The sequence below is a fragment of the Nonomuraea sp. NPDC004354 genome (assembly GCF_053602555.1).
Genome location: NZ_JBSGDV010000002.1, coordinates 864,863 through 880,932, shown reverse-complemented (window position 1 = coordinate 880,932; position 16,070 = coordinate 864,863). Strand labels below are relative to the sequence as shown.

Annotated in this window: 14 protein-coding genes; 9 read left to right on the top strand and 5 right to left on the bottom strand. The window is 70.1% G+C overall.

The window, feature by feature from the left end; translation table 11 throughout:
* Positions 1-188 precede the first annotated feature (188 nt).
* The 3 genes from ACWENQ_RS10035 to ACWENQ_RS10025 are packed head-to-tail and all read left to right on the top strand — an operon-like array spanning position 189 to position 4,764.
* Entirely contained in the window at positions 189-2,027 is a 1,839-nt protein-coding gene (locus tag ACWENQ_RS10035; protein ID WP_452413673.1) for a BTAD domain-containing putative transcriptional regulator, read from the top strand.
* A 2-nt stretch (positions 2,028-2,029) separates the two neighbouring features.
* A complete protein-coding gene (locus ACWENQ_RS10030) occupies positions 2,030-2,953 on the top strand; it encodes a hypothetical protein (RefSeq protein ID WP_452413671.1) in 924 nt (307 codons plus the stop codon).
* A complete protein-coding gene (locus ACWENQ_RS10025; protein WP_452413669.1) occupies positions 2,950-4,764 on the top strand; it encodes a CASTOR/POLLUX-related putative ion channel in 1,815 nt (604 codons plus the stop codon). Before ACWENQ_RS10030 ends, ACWENQ_RS10025 begins: the two co-directional genes overlap by 4 nt.
* 46 nt (positions 4,765-4,810) lie before the next feature.
* On the opposite strand, the gene ACWENQ_RS10020 is transcribed toward ACWENQ_RS10025, so the two are convergent.
* Both ACWENQ_RS10020 and ACWENQ_RS10015 read right to left on the bottom strand, forming a co-directional pair.
* Complete coding sequence (locus ACWENQ_RS10020) at positions 4,811-5,650, bottom strand: DUF4344 domain-containing metallopeptidase (RefSeq protein WP_452413668.1); 840 nt, start codon at positions 5,648-5,650, stop codon at positions 4,811-4,813.
* A gap of 78 nt (positions 5,651-5,728) precedes the next feature.
* Positions 5,729-8,404, bottom strand: a complete 2,676-nt coding sequence (locus tag ACWENQ_RS10015; RefSeq protein WP_452413666.1) for a BTAD domain-containing putative transcriptional regulator — start codon at positions 8,402-8,404, stop codon at positions 5,729-5,731.
* Positions 8,405-8,563: 159 nt separating this feature from the next.
* On the opposite strand from ACWENQ_RS10015, the gene ACWENQ_RS10010 reads away from it, so the two are divergent.
* The 3 genes from ACWENQ_RS10010 (at position 8,564) to ACWENQ_RS10000 (ending at position 11,177) form a co-directional block, all read left to right on the top strand.
* The gene (locus ACWENQ_RS10010) at positions 8,564-8,710 is read left to right on the top strand and encodes a hypothetical protein (RefSeq protein WP_354915858.1); all 147 of its coding nucleotides are present in this window, start codon (positions 8,564-8,566) and stop codon (positions 8,708-8,710) included.
* A 146-nt stretch (positions 8,711-8,856) separates the two neighbouring features.
* Entirely contained in the window at positions 8,857-9,027 is a 171-nt protein-coding gene (locus ACWENQ_RS10005) for a hypothetical protein (RefSeq protein ID WP_354915855.1), read from the top strand.
* On the top strand, positions 9,024-11,177 hold the full coding sequence (locus tag ACWENQ_RS10000) for a peptidase domain-containing ABC transporter (RefSeq protein WP_449921742.1): 2,154 nt from the start codon (positions 9,024-9,026) through the stop codon (positions 11,175-11,177). Before ACWENQ_RS10005 ends, ACWENQ_RS10000 begins: the two co-directional genes overlap by 4 nt.
* A gap of 81 nt (positions 11,178-11,258) precedes the next feature.
* On the opposite strand, the gene ACWENQ_RS09995 is transcribed toward ACWENQ_RS10000, so the two are convergent.
* On the bottom strand, positions 11,259-12,071 hold the full coding sequence (locus tag ACWENQ_RS09995) for a hypothetical protein (protein ID WP_452413665.1): 813 nt from the start codon (positions 12,069-12,071) through the stop codon (positions 11,259-11,261).
* Between the two features lie 250 nt (positions 12,072-12,321).
* The gene (locus tag ACWENQ_RS09990; protein ID WP_449921745.1) at positions 12,322-12,843 is read right to left on the bottom strand and encodes a hypothetical protein; all 522 of its coding nucleotides are present in this window, start codon (positions 12,841-12,843) and stop codon (positions 12,322-12,324) included.
* A gap of 262 nt (positions 12,844-13,105) precedes the next feature.
* On the opposite strand from ACWENQ_RS09990, the gene ACWENQ_RS09985 reads away from it, so the two are divergent.
* Together ACWENQ_RS09985 and ACWENQ_RS09980 are read left to right on the top strand one after the other, a co-directional pair.
* Positions 13,106-14,308 carry a hypothetical protein gene (locus ACWENQ_RS09985; RefSeq protein WP_452413663.1) on the top strand — a complete coding sequence of 401 codons (1,203 nt, stop codon included), beginning with the start codon at positions 13,106-13,108 and terminating at the stop codon, positions 14,306-14,308.
* Between the two features lie 167 nt (positions 14,309-14,475).
* Entirely contained in the window at positions 14,476-15,042 is a 567-nt protein-coding gene (locus ACWENQ_RS09980; protein ID WP_452413662.1) for a DUF6461 domain-containing protein, read from the top strand.
* A gap of 63 nt (positions 15,043-15,105) precedes the next feature.
* Here ACWENQ_RS09980 and ACWENQ_RS09975 read toward each other — a convergent pair whose 3' ends face one another.
* Positions 15,106-15,471 carry a hypothetical protein gene (locus tag ACWENQ_RS09975; protein WP_452413660.1) on the bottom strand — a complete coding sequence of 122 codons (366 nt, stop codon included), beginning with the start codon at positions 15,469-15,471 and terminating at the stop codon, positions 15,106-15,108.
* 274 nt (positions 15,472-15,745) lie between these two features.
* On the opposite strand from ACWENQ_RS09975, the gene ACWENQ_RS09970 reads away from it, so the two are divergent.
* Complete coding sequence (locus ACWENQ_RS09970; protein WP_452413658.1) at positions 15,746-16,030, top strand: hypothetical protein; 285 nt, start codon at positions 15,746-15,748, stop codon at positions 16,028-16,030.
* The last annotated feature ends 40 nt before the right edge of the window (positions 16,031-16,070 follow it).

Sequence of the window (16,070 nt, the reverse complement as noted above, 5' to 3'; positions counted from 1 at the left end):
CGTGCTCGGGAACGATGTCGCCGCCTGCGGGACGGCGGCGGCAGGCGACGCGTGATCCAGGGAAGCTGATGTCGATCTGCATGGCGTCAACCTGGTGCGGCCGCCTAATGAAAGCGTTGACGAATCGTATACAGGACGTAGATCGGGTTCCCTGAAAGTGATGCCGCATGTTTGTACATGGGGGGTCAATGATGAGGTTCGGCGTCTTGGGGACGGTGGAGGTCCACCGTGACGAGGGGCAACTCGACCTGGGCTCGCCGAGCAGCAGGGCGGTACTCGCGCGACTGCTGCTCTCGCGGGGCCGGGTGGTGCCACTGGACAGGCTGATCGAGGATCTGTGGGAAGCGGAGCCGCCACGCCAGGCGCTGGCCTCGCTGCGGACGTTCGTCTGCCGGCTGCGGCGCGTGCTGGAGCCGGCGGACAAGCCCACGGTGCTGCTGACCGAGCCGCGCGGCTACCGGCTCGACGCCTCGGCGGACCAGTTCGACGCGGACGTCTTCGAGAGGCTGGTGAGGCAGGCCGATCCGCAGCGTGATCCGGCGGCCGCGCTCGAGCTGCTGGATCCGGCCCTGGAGCTGTGGCGCGGGCCGGCCTACGCGGAGTTCGCCCACTCGACGTGGGCCCAGGTGGAGATCGCCAGGCTGGAGGAGCTGAAACTGGCGGCGGTCGAGCGGCGGCTGGCGACGCTGCTGGCGCTGGGACTGCACGCGCAGGCCATCCCGGACCTGGAGGCGTTCACGCGAACCCATCCGATGCGGGAGGAGGGGTGGCGGCTGCTCGCTCTGGCGCTGTACCGCTCCGCCCGCCAGGGCGACGCGCTGTCCGTGCTGCGCCGCGCACGCGGACACCTGGCGGAGGAGCTGGGCCTGGATCCCGGCCCTGCGCTGCGGCAGATGGAGGCCGACATCCTCGCCCAGGTGCCCGGCCTGGGCGCGCCACCGCTCCCGCCGGTCCGTGAACTGGCCGCGCCGGTCCGTGAACCGGCCGCGCCGGTGCGGATCCGCTGCCTCGGCCGCGACCATCTGCTGGACTCCGCCAGCGACGTGCTGGGCGCGGCCGAATCGGGTGACGGCGGTGCGCTGCTGGTGGCGGGCGAGCCGGGCACCGGCAGGACCCAGCTGCTGCGGAGTGTTGAGGCGTTGGCACGGCTGCGCGGCCTGCAGGTCGCCTGGGCGACGGCCTGCCCTCTGGAGAGCGGCTACGCCTTCGGCATCGCCCGGCAGCTGTTCGAGCCGATGCTGGCGGCACTGCCCGAGGAGGAACGCGCGCGGGTGCTGGAAGGAGTGACGCTCCCGGCTGCCGACGTGATCTGGCGCAACAGGCGCGGGGGCGATCTCGCGGAGGTGCTGCACGGGCTCTATTGGGTGACCGTACGGCTGGCGCGGCGAACCCCGCTGCTCATCGTGCTCGACGACGTGCAGTGGTGCGATCCGGAGTCGCTGCGATGGTTCGCCTACACGCTGCGGCGGCTGCACGGCGTACCGGTGGCGTTGGTCGTCTCCCGCGCGGCCGGCGTGCCCTCGGACTGGCCGGACACGCTCGAGACGACGTGCTCGATGATGCCGTCGGTACGCCTGGGCGCGTTGCCGCAGGAGGCGGCGACCGCGCTGGTCACGGAGCAGACGGGCGCCGAACCCGACCCGGCGTTCGTCTCCCGCTGCATCGCGGAGACCAGAGGGAACGCCTTCCTGCTCGCCGAGCACGTCAGGACGCTGGACCGCGGCGAGCGTCCGGAGACGATCGCCCGATGGGTGTCCGGCCTGCTGCGGGCGGCCGGCCCGGGGGCCGCCGAGCTCGCACGGGCCGTCGCCGTCCTGGGCGAGCAGGCCACGCCGGACGCCGTGGCCGGGATGGCCGAGCTGAGCTGCGCCCGCTTCCCGGCCGTGCTGTCCGTCCTGGTGCAGATGGGCCTGCTGCAAGACGGCTCGCCGCTGCGCTTCGTGCACCCGGTGGTCCAGCGGACCGTCCTCGACGAGGCGCTTATCGCTTCGCAATGTGCCATCTATATCGGCCGAACACCCTTCTAACCATGCACACCCAGACATACACCCCTGTCGAGCAGGTCGCTCCGCCCCAGGAACGTCCGCAGCCGGATCGCGGCAGCATCCTGGACGTCGTCGAGAAGATCGGGTCGGTGGCCGTGCCGATCGCGGTGGCCCTGTACGCGATGCTCTACCTGGGCCTCCAGCACGTCTACGCGATCTTCGGCATCACGCCCGAGCAGGCCGGCCTGGACCAGGCCACCGTCTTCGCCAGGCTCGTCGGCACGCTGGTGGAGATCTTCCTCTACCTGCTCCCCGTCGTCGGCGTCATCGTCACGCTCTTCTGGCTGGTCAACCTGCTGACCAGGGGCGCGGCCGGGCGGGCGCTCGCCTGGGTCCGCGAGAAGTCATGGGTCGCCGCGACCCTCGCGGCGCTGCTCTCGGCGATCGGTTACTGGGCCTACCTGACGACCACCAACGGCGTGTCCGAAGACCTGGACATCGACTACGGCTCCGCCGTCCTGCCGGCGGTCGCCATCGCCTTCCTCGGCCTGCTGGCGCCGTACCGGATCATGCGCCAGCGCGGGTCCACCCGGGCCGGCATGAAGGTCATCACGGGTGCGCTCGTCGGCGTCGGTCTCGGCTTCCTCCTCGTCCTCCAGATGGTGATGGGAGCGGCGGACATCTACGTCAACGGCAACGGCAACGGCTTCCTCGACATGGTCGGATTCAAGAACCAGTGGGCCACCGTCCATGACGGCGACGGCAAGCCGGTCGTCAAGGACGACGATCGCGTGCTGATACTGGGCGAGAAGGAGGGTGCCTACGTCTACTACAACTGCGGTGACCAGATCACCTACCGCCGCCCGGTCGAGGCGACCGTTCTCGGCCAGTTCGAGATCGACCCTGACTTCACCAACGGCGGTACCGAGGAGCCCATGGCCTGCGGCTACTTGACGGAGCAGCAGTGACCAGGGAGCGCCTGCGCTACTGGTTCGACTCCACCATGTCGAAGGGCACCCCTGCCCTCATCGGCTGGCTGGCGGTGGCCTCGGCGCTGCTCGTCGCCGTCGTCACCCTGGCCGCCTGGCCGTTCGCCGACGGGCTCAGCCCGTGGCGGGTGGCCTGGATGGGTCTCCTGCGGACGCTCGATCCGGGCACCATGGGAGGCGACGACGGCAACTGGTTCTTCGTCTTCATGATGCTCGTGGTCACGCTGGGCGGCATCTTCATCGTCAGCGCCCTGGTCGGCGTGCTCAGCGCCGGCCTGGACACCAAGCTCGACGAGCTGCGCAAGGGGCGCTCCCGCGTGGTCGAGCGGGAGCACACCGTCGTCCTCGGCTGGTCGGAGGAGATCTTCGCCGTCGTGTCCGAGCTGGTCAAGGCCAAGAAGAGCGAGCGCAGGCCGGTCATCGCCGTCCTGGCCGACCGTGACAAGGTCGAGATGGAGGAGGAGCTCCGCGCCCGGCTGGGCGAGATCGGCAGAACCCGCCTGGTGGTCAGGTCCGGCGATCCGGCCGAGCCGTCCTCGCTGGCCCTGGTCAGCCCGGACGCGGCGCGCTCGATTCTGATCCTCTCGTCGGACGACGCCGAGCTCGTCAAGACGCTCCTGGCGCTGGGCAGCAGGCGGCGGACGGCATCGGGTCCGTCGGTCGTCGCCGCCGTCACCGACAGCGGCAACCTCACGGCCGCCCGCATCGCCGCCGGCCCCCACGCCGAAGTGGTGGACTCGCAGAACCTCGCCGCACGGCTGGTCGTCCAGTCCTGCCGGCAGTCCGGCCTGTCGGCGGTTTACACCGAGCTGCTGGACTTCGACGGGGACGAGATCTACATGTGGACCGAGCGGATGCTCGTGGGCCGGATGTACGGCGAGGCGCTGTTCGCCTTCGACACCGCCACGGTCGTCGGGCTGCGGCTGGGCGGCGGCCGGGTGGTCCTCAACCCGCGCAGCGACACCGTCATCGGCGAGGGCGACCAGCTCATCCTCATCGCCGCCGACGATTCGGAGATCCGGCTGGCCACCGCGCCGCCCGCCGTCCTGCCGAACACCATCGGGCTACCACCGGTCCCCCAGGCGGAACCGGCCAGGACGCTGATCCTGGGGGACAACCGCCGCCGACGGCGCATCCTGCGGGAGCTCGGGCATCACCTGCTGCCCGGTTCGGAGATCCACCTGGTGGGCCCGGTCGCCGAGGATGTCCCGCTGCCGAGAGACGTCCTCGTCACGGCGAAGCAGGGAGACATCACCGACCGCGCCACCCTCGAAGCGCTCAATCCCGGGATCTACGACCAGGTGATCGTGCTGTCGTGTGACGCGTACGAGCCCCAGAAGGCCGACGCCCGCACGATGGTGACGTTGCTGCACCTGCGTGACATGGACACGGGGGCGGCGATCGTCAGCGAGATGAACGACGAGCGGAACCGGCTGCTGGCCCAGGTCGCCGAGGCCGACGATTTCGTGGTGGGCGGTCGGCTGGTCAGCATGCTGCTCGCCCAGCTGGCCGAGAACCGGCACCTCGGCCAGGTCTTCGACGCGCTGCTGGAGCACGACGGGCCGGACATCTACCTCGAGCCGGCGGAGAACTACATCACGCTCGGCGCGTCCTCGACTTTCGCGACCGTGATCGAGGCGGCCCGCCGGCGCGGCGAGACGGCCCTGGGGTACCGGCTGTCGTCGGACAGCGCCACAGCGCCCCGTTACGGCGTGCGGCTCAACCCGCCCAAGTCCGAGCACCTGGCGTTCCGGCCCGGCGACCAGGTCGTCGTGGTGGCCGACAGGTGACAACCTGACGAGGCCGTCCCTGATCAGGGACGGCCTCGTCAGGTTGTCATGCGGCCTTCAGATGCGGCTCCAGGAGCTTCGCCCAGGCGGCGCTGACCTTCTCCCACTCCTGCGGGCAGCGCTCCGCCCTGGCCGCCGGCAGGAAGGAGTCGTCCGCCTCGCCCACCAGATCGGCGAACTTCTCGGGGTCGGAGCCGTAGACGAGGCAGGCGTAGTTGTAGCCCCGCTGCTCGTCCATGGAGTGCTCGTCGTAGAACGGCAGGGAGTCGCGGTCGGTGTCGGCCGCGGCGATGAAGTACGACTGGGCGGCCTGCAGCGCGAAGTTCTCCCCGTCCTCGCCGGCCTGGATCATGAAGATCGCGGACAGCTGGTCGACGGCGTCGTCCTCCTTGCCGACCGTGGGAAGGTCGAAGATGCTGATGACGGCGTGGCCGAGCTCGTGGAAGAGCGTGTCCATCAGGACACCGGCGATGTAATCCTGCTTCTCCTGGTCGGTGCTGAAATTCTCCTCGGCCTTGGTGACAGCGTCGGTGAGCAGCTCGTAGCAGATGGTGATCTTCTTCTCGTCGGGGCTCCAGAAGGCGTTGGCCTGCTTGCATTCCTCGGCCGCGAGGGTGTAGTCCCCTTCCGGCAGCTTCAGCACGTCATTGAACAGGTCGGCGGCCTCCTCCAGCATTTTCTCGTCCTTGAAATTCTTGGCCATCGCCTGGTTCACCTCGTCCTCGGCATCCGCGACGACAACGGAGAACGCGCCTTTCGCTCCGCTGTGACCGCCGGACGCCGCGGGGCTCTTCTGCCGGGCAGCCGTCGGCTCGGCGCCGCACGCCGTGAGCATCGTCCCGGCCAGGAGCGCCGCGACGGCGATTTCTCTGATCTTCAGGGTCATGCGGGAAACCCTGCCGGTCAGGCATTGACAGTCAGTAGACACCGGCCGTGGGCCGCTGCGCGGCGACGTACCAGATCGTCAACGGCCGTCGGGGCCGGGATCCAGGAGAGCCGAGTCGGCGATCTCCTGGGACAGCGCGCGGGCTTCCTCCTCGTACTTCCGCGCCAGATCGGGGTGGCCGGCCTGGCGGTACGCGGCGGCGAGCCTGGAGGCGTTCTCCAGCGCCATCTGCATCAGGCCCTGCTTGCGGTACGCGGCCAGAGCCTCGGCGTAGCAGGGGATCGCTTCCTCGTATCGCCCCAGGGCGGTGAGCACGACGCCTTTGATCGAGATCTCGAAGGCCGCGACGCCCACCGAGGCCGCCAGCGCGATGGCGGCCTCGGTATGGCCGAGGGCTTCTTCCGCCTGCCCGATACGGAGAAGGATCTGGGAGAGGTACGTCAGCGTCCTGGCTTCCACGCGCGGGTCGCCGGACCGGCGGGCCGTAGCCACGGCGCGCCGTGCCACGCGGACCGCTTCCGGCCAGTCCTGCCGCGTGGCGATGGTGAGGGCGAGCAGCGTGCCGCTCTCGGCGAGGAGGATCCCGTCGGCCGCCTGCCCGACCGCTTCGCGCAGGAGCGGCTCGGCGTCGGCTCTGCGCCCCATCGAGTACAGCACGCTCGCCAGTACGCACGCGGCGCCGGCTCCGGTCTCGCGGTCTCCCCGGTCCTTGGCCGCCTGGCGGAGCCGTTCCGCCGCGCCGCTGAACTCGCGGTGGTGGACGACCCGGTCCACCCGTTCCTCCAGCAGGCGCAGGAGGCGGACCGCCAGATGGATGTCGGCGGCCTGCCCGAGCAGCGGCCAGATGCCTGCCAGCTCGGTCTCCAGCCAGGCGGAGGCCTCCTCCTCGCCGGAGAAGCTCAGGCCGGGCCGGGGGCTCGAGCCGGACCAGGATCGCCCGAGCCCCCATGCCGTGCAGGCGTTCTGCAGGGTGGCCAGCAGGTGACCGGCCAGCCGGTCGACCGCTTCCTCCCGCTCGGGATCGGGTTGCCGGCGGGCGTACACCTTGAGCAGGTCGTGGTAGCGGTAGCGGCCAGGAACGGGCGACTCCAGCAGGCTGAGGTCGACGAGCGACTCCAGGAGATGCTCGCTCTCGTCCTCGTCCAGGGCGAGCAGCTCCGCCGCCGCGTCCAGCGGCAGATCGTCGCAGTCCGGCGCGGCCGCCAGCCGGAAGGCCCGCGCCTGCGCGGGGGTGAGCTGGCGGTAGGACATCTCGAAGGTGCTCTGGACGTCCAGTTCTCCGGCGCGGAGCGCGTCAAGCCGGCCGCGCTCGTCGAGGAGTTCGGCGAGCATGGACTCGACGGTCCTGAGGCTGCTGAGCGCCAGCCGGGCGCCCACCACGCGGATGGCCAGCGGCAGATGCGCGCACAGGGCCACCAGCCGTTCGGCCGCGGCCCGCTCGGCCGCCACCCGCTCATGACCGACGATCCGGGCGAGCAGATCGACGGCCTCCCCGGGCGTGAGCGTGGCCAGATCGACCCCGTGGGCGCCACCCAGGCCCGGCAGCTTGGGCCGGCTGGTGACCAGCACCGCGCAACCGGGACTGCCGGGGATCAGCGGGGTCACCTGAGCGGCGGCCCGCGCGTTGTCCAGCACCAGGAGCATCCGCCGGTCGGACAGCAGCGAGCGGAACAGCGCGGAACGCTCCTGCACGCCCTCGGGAATCCGCTCGTCGCCCACGCCCAGGGCGTGCAGGAACGACGCCAGCACCGAGGAGGGGTCCAGCGGAGCCGGGTCCGCGCCCCGCAGGTCCACGTACAGCTGCCCGTCGGGATAGTCCTGCCGCAGGGCGTGGGCCAGGCGCACGGCAAGCGTGGTCTTGCCCACCCCACCGATCCCGGAGACGGCGACCACCGGGGGCGCCTGCCTTCCGGTTGCCCGCAACGCGCCGAGGAGGCTGTACGTCTGCGCCGCGCGGCCGGTGAAGTCAGGGATGTCGGGCGGTAGCCGGCAGGGAACAGGCGGGGCCGGTCGCCGCTCACCGGCATGGCGATGGGAAGCGGCCAGGGCCGGGTCACCGGAGATGATCTGCTGGTAACGGGCGGCGAGGTCCGTCGAGGGGGCGACGCCGAGCTCGCGGGCCAGGAACCTCGTGGTGTCGGTGTAGACGCCGATGGCCTCGCTCTGGCGGCCGGAGCGGTACAGGGCGAGCATCAGTTGCCCCACCAGGCGTTCCCTGGCCGGGTGGGCGCGGGTCAGCTCCGTCAGTTCGGCCACGAGGTACTGATGGCGGCCGAGCGTCAGATCGGCCTCGATCCTGGCCTCGAGAGCGGACAGCCGCAGCTCGGCGAAGCGGGCCCGCTGTCCTTCGGCCCACGCGCCGGGCAGTCCGGCCAGCGCCTCCCCGTGCCAGAGTCGCAGCGCGCTCGCGAGCATGTCGCCGGCCTCGGCCGGTGGGGCCTGCCGAGCCTGCCGGACCAACGTGGTGAAGTCGGAGGCGTCCAGGGAGGCGGAGCAGCCATACGCTCCGCCGACCGAACGGATGGCTCCCTCACCCAGCACGGCCCGCAGGCGGGACAGGTACGTGCGCACGGTGGCCGCCCCGGTCCGCGGCGGCTCGTCCGCCCACACGATGTCCACGAGCTGGTCGACGGTCAAGGATCGGCCCTCGGCCAGCAGCAGGGCCGCCAGGGTCAACCGCTGCTGCGGGGAGCCGAGCTGGAGTTCCTCCTCGCCCCGCCAGCCACGAACCGGCCCAAGCACCTCGAAACGCACAGATCACATCGTAGGTTGCGACATACGACGAATCCGGCAGTCCCGGCAGGGCGGGGATAAATACCGGGACAGATCGCGGCAATGGGACCGGTTATCGCCTGTCAATGCCGCCCTGTGAAGCTCCAGCTCGTCCGTTGAGAACACGCTCAAGGAGAACTGATGAGCAACGAGATCGAGTTGACCGACGCCGAACTCGCGTCCGTCGTCGGCGGTGTGTGGCCGGATCTGGACTTCAGCCTGCCGGACTACATCGAGATCGGCCACGGCAGGGGCTGCCTCTGCCCGGGCCGGCCGAACCTGTACTAGCGGTTCGGGCCTGTCCGAGGGGACCCGGGCCCGCGTCTGAGGGGCTCGGATCAGTGTTGAGAGGCTCGCGCCCCGTTTGACGGCAAGGGCTGGAAAGAGCGCCGCCGGGGCAACCCGGCGGCGCTCGTCATGTGAGGAGTCAGTTGATGCGGCAGGTGTACCGCAAGGAAGCGCTACGACATCACCGGCGAGCGCAAGCTCAGGTTCCTTCGTCCAGCGAGATTCCCCGGGGGTGGATCGGCACCCTGTGGGCGGTGGTCGCCGCGCTGATCCTCGCCCTGGTCGTCATGAGCCTGCGGGTGGCGGGGAAGCTGTGAGGAAGGTTCGGCTGGTCCAGCAGAGCACGGCGGTGGACTGCGCGGCCGCCTGCCTGGCCATGGTCCTCAACCACCACGGCCACGGGGTGTCGCTGCGCGACGTGCGGGACAGGACGGGGGTCGGGAGGGACGGCCTGTCGGCGCGTGACATCATGCGCGCCGCCCGAGGATACGGGCTCAAGACGCGGGCCTTCTCGCTGGAACCGCAGGCGATGGCCGGCAAGCCACTTCCGGCCATCGCGCACTGGCGGTTCGAGCACTTCGTGGTGGTGGAAGCGTGGACGCCCCGCCAGGTGACCATCGTGGACCCGGCGGCAGGAAGGATGACGCTCAGCAGGAGGGAGTTCGCCAGGGACTTCACCGGCGTGCTGCTGACCTTCGAACCGGGACCCGGTTTCACCCGGCAGCCCCGGGCTCGCGGATGGTGGCACTCGCCCGTGGTGCGCGCCGCCGTACGCGACAAGAAAGCGCTGTTCGCGCAGATCATCGCCGCGTCGGCGCTGCTGCAGGTGATGGGGTTGCTGCTTCCCGCGGCCTCCGGTGTGATCACCGATCGGGTGCTGCCGGGAGGCGATGAGGGCTTGCTGGCGTTTCTCGGGATCATGCTCGCGGTCGGGGTGCTCACCCATCTGGCTGTGGGGCAGCTGAGGACGCTGCTGCTGGCGATGTTGCGCACACGCGTCGACGGGGAGATGACCGAAGGGATCGTCGCCCATCTGATGGCGCTGCCGTACCGGTTCTTCGCCCTGCGGGGAGCGGGGGACCTGGTGACGCGGACCGCCAGCCTGGCCCAGGTACGTGCCCTGCTCAGCGGGCAGATCGTCGCGGCGATGCTGGACGGGCCGATGGCCGCCGGCTATCTCGTCCTCCTGCTGGCCATGGAGCCGAGCTTCGGACTCGGCCTGATCATGATCGCGGGCCTGGAGATCCTCGCGCTGTTGCTCACCCAGCGCAGGGTCGGCGAGCTCATCACCCGCGAGCAGATCGCCCAGGCCGACGCGCAGACCAAGCTGATCGAGTCCATCAAGGGCATGGAGAACCTCAAGGCGGCAGGCGCCGAGCAGCGCGCGTTGAGCCGCTGGCGGGAAGCGTTCGCTCGTCAGCTGGCCGCCGCGCAGCTCGGCGGGCTGACAGCGGGCTCGGTCACCTCGGCGACGGCGACGGTGCGGTTCGCGGCCCCGGCCGCGTTCTTCTGGATGGGGGCCTGGCAGGTCCTGTCCGGGGACCTGAGCCTGGGACAGGTCCTGGCGCTGAACGCGATCGCCGTGGCGGCGCTCACCCCGCTGGGGTCGCTGATGGGCAGCCTGCACCAGCTCCAGACCGTGGGCGCGCACGTGGAGCGGCTCGACGACATCGCCGCCACCCCGCGCGAGACGTTTCCCGTCCAGGCGGAACGGCCGTCGGCCGTGGGCTTCATCCGGCTGCGCGACGTCAGCTTCCGCTACGACCAGCGGTCCCCGTGGATCCTGCGCAACATCTACCTGAGCATCAGCCCCGGAGAGAAGATCGCCCTGGTCGGCAGCTCCGGATCGGGCAAGAGCACGCTCGCCCGGCTGCTGCTGGGCCTCTACCAGCCGGACGAAGGCGAGATCTTCTACAACGGGCAGCCCGCCTCCCAGATCGACATCAGGCACCTGCGCACCCGTTTCGGCATCGTCAACCAGGAGCCCGTCCTGTTCAGCGGATCCATCAGGGAGAACATCTGCCTCAACGACCCTGACGCCTCCTACGAGCGCATGGTGCGAGCGGCCCGGCTGGCCCACATCCACGACACCATCGACGCCATGCCGATGAAGTACGAGACCATGCTCACCGACGGCGGGCTGATCTCCGGAGGCCAGCGCCAGCGCATCGCCCTCGCCCGCGCCCTGCTCACCGAGCCTGCGGTGCTGCTGCTGGACGAGGCGACCAGCCATCTCGACACCAGGACCGAGGCCATCATCGAGCACAACCTGAGCCATCTGCCGATCACCCGCATCGTGATCGCCCACCGGCTGAGCACGGTACGGGACGCCGCGCGGATCTTCGTCATCGACAAGGGCAGCGTCGCGGAGGTCGGCGACCACGACCACCTCATGAGCCGGAGAGGCCGATACGCGGCGCTGGTCGGCCATGACGCCTCCGCTGCGATCACCCGCGATCAGTCCTGACGGGCGGATCCCGCAGGTCCACGCGGCCGGCGCCCGCGCCCCTTCGCTCCTCGTGCCAGCGACCCCGAAACCACGGGCGGGTCAGCTGATCGCGTGAAACAGGATGCCGTAGGTCTCCTGGGTGCTGATGGTGATCTCCCGCCAGCCCAGCGGATTGTCCTCCAGCAGGTAGGTGCCGCGATCGGTCCTCGTCATGTCCAGCTGGCCCAGATCCTCGAAGGCCGACTCGTCGAGCCGCTGCCTGATCCTCCCCACGGCCTCCGCACAGCCGGACACCCCCTCCTTGGCCGCCATCGCGGCCCTGGCCTGCTCGGTCATGTAAGGCTCGGTGCAGATACGCGAGATGGAGTCGCTGCCCATCAGGCTGAGGAACGCCTGCGCCTGCTCGACCTCCTCCGGCAGCCCGCTTCCGGAGAACCGGTCCACGGTGGTCAGCGTCGTGGTCAGACACAGGAACCAGACGACCCCCAGGACCGCCGGCTTGACCCCGCGCAGCGTCCCCTTCCGGTAGAGGACGAACCCGACGATCGGCAGGACCACCACTCCGACGAAGCTGACGACGGTGAACAGGAACACCATGACGGCCAGCCCGACCAGGATCGCGGCGAACCCGCCCGTTCCCATCCCGCCCAGCGCCTGCTGCACCGCCCCGGGAGCCTGATCGCCCCAGACCTGGCGATTCTTGGCCGCCAGCTCGTCGATGACGCTCGACCCGCCGCCAGGCGGCGGGTCGGCATGAGACAGCCTGGGGGCCGACATGCGGGGCGGGGTGCTGGGGACGTGGTGGTCGCGGTACACGCCACCGGACGAGTCGCGCACCTGGTCACCCCATTGGCCGTTCTCGCTCCACCGGGTCTTGCCCTGGGGGTCCTGGCGCCAGCCGGGTCCGTACATGGTGGTCCTCTTCAAGGTGTTCGGGCAGTCGTGTCTGCCGGTCGGGGGTCGGGTGGGCTTCGTGCTCCGGGTTCGCGCGGGGCTCGGGCGGGGTTCGCGCGGGCTTCGTGCTCCGGGTTCGCGCGGGGCTCGGGCGGGGCTCGGGCGGGGCTCGGGCGGGGTTCGCGCGGCGCCGTGCGCCGCGCGCCGCCTCGTCGTGCTCGGTGCCGCCCGCCGTATCGACGTCGTCGGAGGCGGGCAGCGGCGGGGGTCAGCGGGTGGCTTCGCTGCTTTCCCTGACGGCCTCTTCGACATCGCGCTGGGCGACACGGGCGCTGCTCACCCTGGCGATCGCCCGTGACTGGTTGGTCCCGTAGTTGTCGTTCCACCAGATCCGGCCGACGCCCATGATGTAGCCGTCCGTGATCCGCAGGGTGACCGCGTTACTGCGTCCGCTGCTCCACCCGCCGACCGCCGTCGACTGCAGCTGACCGTTGCACACCCCGCGCGTCTGGCTGGGCCGTTGGCAGTGCTTGAGCTGGATGGTCATGTGCTTGGAATAGCCCCAGGTCTGGTTGCTGGAATTGAGGTACGCGCAGGCGACGGCCGTCCGCGAGTCGTAGAAGACGTGGACGTACGCGGCGGTGTCCCCGCTCTGGATCCGCACGGGCGTGTGCAGGATGCGCACGCCTTCGCAGCTCGCCGACTGGGCCGACTGCGCCGGCTGGGCCGAGGCCGCCGCCGGTGAGACCAGCAGTCCGGCGGTGAGCAGACCTATGAACGCGGCACGCATGAGTTCTCCTCGTGTCGTTGGCATGCCAGACAGGTTGGCCAGGAAACGACATCGGTGGAAGGATTTTGGGACTTGAACTGTCCCACCGCCCATACAGCGCTCTGACCTGCTGTTTCAGCGGCCCGGCAACGGTTACACGGGGGATCGCGTGAACGTGGATGAAACGGCCGACGCGCTCGGCCATGCATTGGACGAGGCGGCCGCGGGCTTACGCGAAGCGCTGGAATCCGCAGGGAAACAGCAGAAGTACCTGGTGCATCGCGTGAGAAACGCCACGGCCTCGATGGTGTCGAACTGGTTGTCCGGTCAGCGCCAGCTCACCAAGGGCACCAGGCTGCCGGGTGTCGAGGACATGCGCGACATCGTCACCGCCCTCGAGGTGTCCGGCGATCGTGCCGACCGGCTGCTGGCCATCGGCGAACGGATCGACGACCTTCGCGGCGCCCTGGAGAAGACCGGACGTGGATGGCGCCAGAACGCTGCCGGCCGTATCGCCTCCGCCGCAACGGGGTCTCCTGACGCGCCGCCGCCGTCCGCTGACGCACCGCCGTCCGCCGTCTCGCCGGACCCCCTGACCGTCACGGTGAGATCGACGGTCGATGCTACGACAGCTCCGGCGGGAGCGGCGGTCGACGCCACGACCGCCGCGGTGGGATCGACGATCGACTTCACGACAGCCGCCATGGGATCGGCGGTCGACGCCACGACAGCCGCGGTGGGACCCGTGGTCGGCTCCACGGCGGCCACCGTGGGCTCGATGGCCGGCTCCCCCACGTCGCCGCCCGTTGCGGGGGCGCTCTCCGCGGCGCCGCCATCCGTTGCGGCCTCGTCCGGCGGCGCCCCGGTGTCCGTGACGGCATCCATCGCCGCCGCACCGCCGCGCGCTGCCGGGACGTGGCAGCCCGACGTCAGGGATGCGCGTGCCGTACCCGTGGACACGCGAGACGTCGGGGTCCTGGCCGACCCGGAGCGCAACCACGGCGACGGAACCGGGGGCCGGGGCAGGACCCCCCGGACGGTGCCGGTGACACACGCCGCGCTGGCCGCCGTCGTCCTGGCGGGGCTGGCGTTCTACGGCGGCACCCTCGTCGGCGGCACCGACCGCCGCGCGGGCGAGGGCACCGAACGCTGCGGCGCGTGGACGCACGCCGGCCAGGGCGTGCGGCTGCAGCCCTGCATCAAGGTCAGCGACGAGACCCTCATGGTACGGACGCGGCTGCGGGGACCCGTCGGGATCAAGACCGACATGGCCGTCCAGCTGTACGACCCGATGACCGAGTTGCCGGTCTCCCAGCAGCTCAAGTGCCACCAGATGTACATCACGGTAGAGGGTCAGGTGCAGTCGTGCGGGTACTTCGCGGTCCGGACCCTCTCCGGGCGCGACTACGCCGCGAGAAGCTCCTGGAAGATCGAGAACGGCCCGGCGTTCATCGGCGAAGTCCTCAGCCCCACGCTGCGCTGGTGACCGACGCCGGCTACGGGCACGGGCCGCCTGGTTCGAGACCCGGCCGGCGCTCACGGCCCCGGGTCAGAGCCCGTAGGCGCCGTCGGGCTCGATCATCCGCCGGCGGACGAACTGTCGGCCGCCTCTGCCATGATCACCGCGATACGCCCCCTACGGAAGGCGCACGGATGAGCGGCGCGACAGCGGAGACGTACGAATGGCTCTACCAGGAGTTCACCGACGACGCCGACGACACGTGGCTCCACACCACCTTCGTCCGAAACCTTTCCCCCCAAGACGCCCTGCGACGAATCGGTGTCATCCCCGGCCCGCTGGGCGACTCCGGATTCGGCGTCGCGGCCTACTCGGCGGCCGGCGGAACCGTACTGATCGAATGCGGCTGGGCGGGAATCAGCTACGACAGAGCCGACCTGCTGTCCGCGGGCACGGCCGCGGCCGCCGTGTTCGCCACCGTCGAGAGCGACGGTTTCGCCTACTGTCTCGACGGCCGGCTGGTCACCACGTTCGGCCTGTACTCCTACCCCCGCCGAACGGGCACCGACCCCGACCGGCTCCAAGCGGATGTCGAAGCCCTCGGCCTGGACGCCGACGGTGAGCTGCCTGAGTTCCCTCACGATCCCGTCCCCCGGGCCCTCGCCCTCGCCGAACGCGTCACAGGCGTCCATCTGTCGCCCGCCCGCTACGCCGGCCCCGCCTTGGTCGGGCCCACCGACCACCTCGACCCCTACCGGTGACGCCCCTCGCTGGTCAGCACTGACCTGGGATCATCCTTAAGGGTCGCGTCCGGCTTGCAGCGGTTACTCGCGGGTGTCGACGGGATCAATGACGAGGTCCTGAACGCGGGGAAGCGGAGCCGGATCATCGTCGAGAGAGTAGACCTCAAGGCACGACAGGTAGCCGTCCTTGACGAACAGCAGTACACCGTCACCACAACCCGTCACACTGGCGGAGACCAGCACGCCGTCCCGCACCGGGGACGCGTCCGAACGGCGAGCAGTTCCTGGACCGAGGTCCCGCGTCGCGCAACCACAGCCGCATCGACGCAGGACGATCACCTCAGGAACCTGCGCTCGCAGCTCGTCCACGCCAGGAAAGTCCTGAGCGAGAAGGGCCAGGATGACGGCTTGCTCCTCCTCGGACAGCGTGCGCTCGTGATCGGCCATATCGCCAAGGTAACCGTTCTTCAACGCCAAGGGCGTGCCGACGCGGCCGACACGTGGCGACCTGCTCAGGGCTTTCCGGGCAGTCGGAGTCCAGCCATGTGGCGGTCAGGTCCGGGAGCGTACGGGGGCTCGAGTGCCCTGTGACCCGGTTTCTCGATCTTCGAGTGCTTTGGATCGGGTAGGGCGGACCAACAGGACGGGTGGACCGAACTTTCTGCGCACCGGCCGATCGTTTTCCCCGCGCGTGCGCCCTCGCCCGAAGGAGGATGACGACGTGGCCGAGAGCGTGCTCCCGCAGCAGGGCATGTGGTTCGAACATGCCTTGGAGTACGAGATGGACCCCCAGAACGGCATCCGCCCCGCGCGTTGCGTGGTCACGTGCATCGCCGAACCGGGTGTCACAGTCCTGCCCCAGGTGCTCTGGCGGCGGCTTGACGACTCAGACGAGGACAGTCTGAGCAGCATCGACACCGACCTGTTCGACGACGTCGTGCTGCGCTGGCTGACTCCTGAGGAATGCGCTCTCGCGGTCATGGAGGCGCGATTCCACGAACATTGAGACCACCGGCGCAGCAGGCGCTTCGATCCCACTGCCGGAG

Bases quoted from the DNA above. Each gene is read 5' to 3' on its own strand.
- ACWENQ_RS09990 (WP_449921745.1), bottom strand. From the start codon at position 12,843: ATGCGTGCCGCGTTCATAGGTCTGCTCACCGCCGGACTGCTGGTCTCA.
- ACWENQ_RS09980 (WP_452413662.1), top strand. From the start codon at position 14,476: ATGAGCGGCGCGACAGCGGAGACGTACGAATGGCTCTACCAGGAGTTC.
- ACWENQ_RS09975 (WP_452413660.1), bottom strand. From the start codon at position 15,471: ATGGCCGATCACGAGCGCACGCTGTCCGAGGAGGAGCAAGCCGTCATC.
- ACWENQ_RS09995 (WP_452413665.1), bottom strand. From the start codon at position 12,071: ATGTACGGACCCGGCTGGCGCCAGGACCCCCAGGGCAAGACCCGGTGG.
- ACWENQ_RS10005 (WP_354915855.1), top strand. From the start codon at position 8,857: ATGCGGCAGGTGTACCGCAAGGAAGCGCTACGACATCACCGGCGAGCG.
- ACWENQ_RS10030 (WP_452413671.1), top strand. From the start codon at position 2,030: ATGCACACCCAGACATACACCCCTGTCGAGCAGGTCGCTCCGCCCCAG.
- ACWENQ_RS10010 (WP_354915858.1), top strand. From the start codon at position 8,564: ATGAGCAACGAGATCGAGTTGACCGACGCCGAACTCGCGTCCGTCGTC.
- ACWENQ_RS10020 (WP_452413668.1), bottom strand. From the start codon at position 5,650: ATGACCCTGAAGATCAGAGAAATCGCCGTCGCGGCGCTCCTGGCCGGG.
- ACWENQ_RS10035 (WP_452413673.1), top strand. From the start codon at position 189: ATGATGAGGTTCGGCGTCTTGGGGACGGTGGAGGTCCACCGTGACGAG.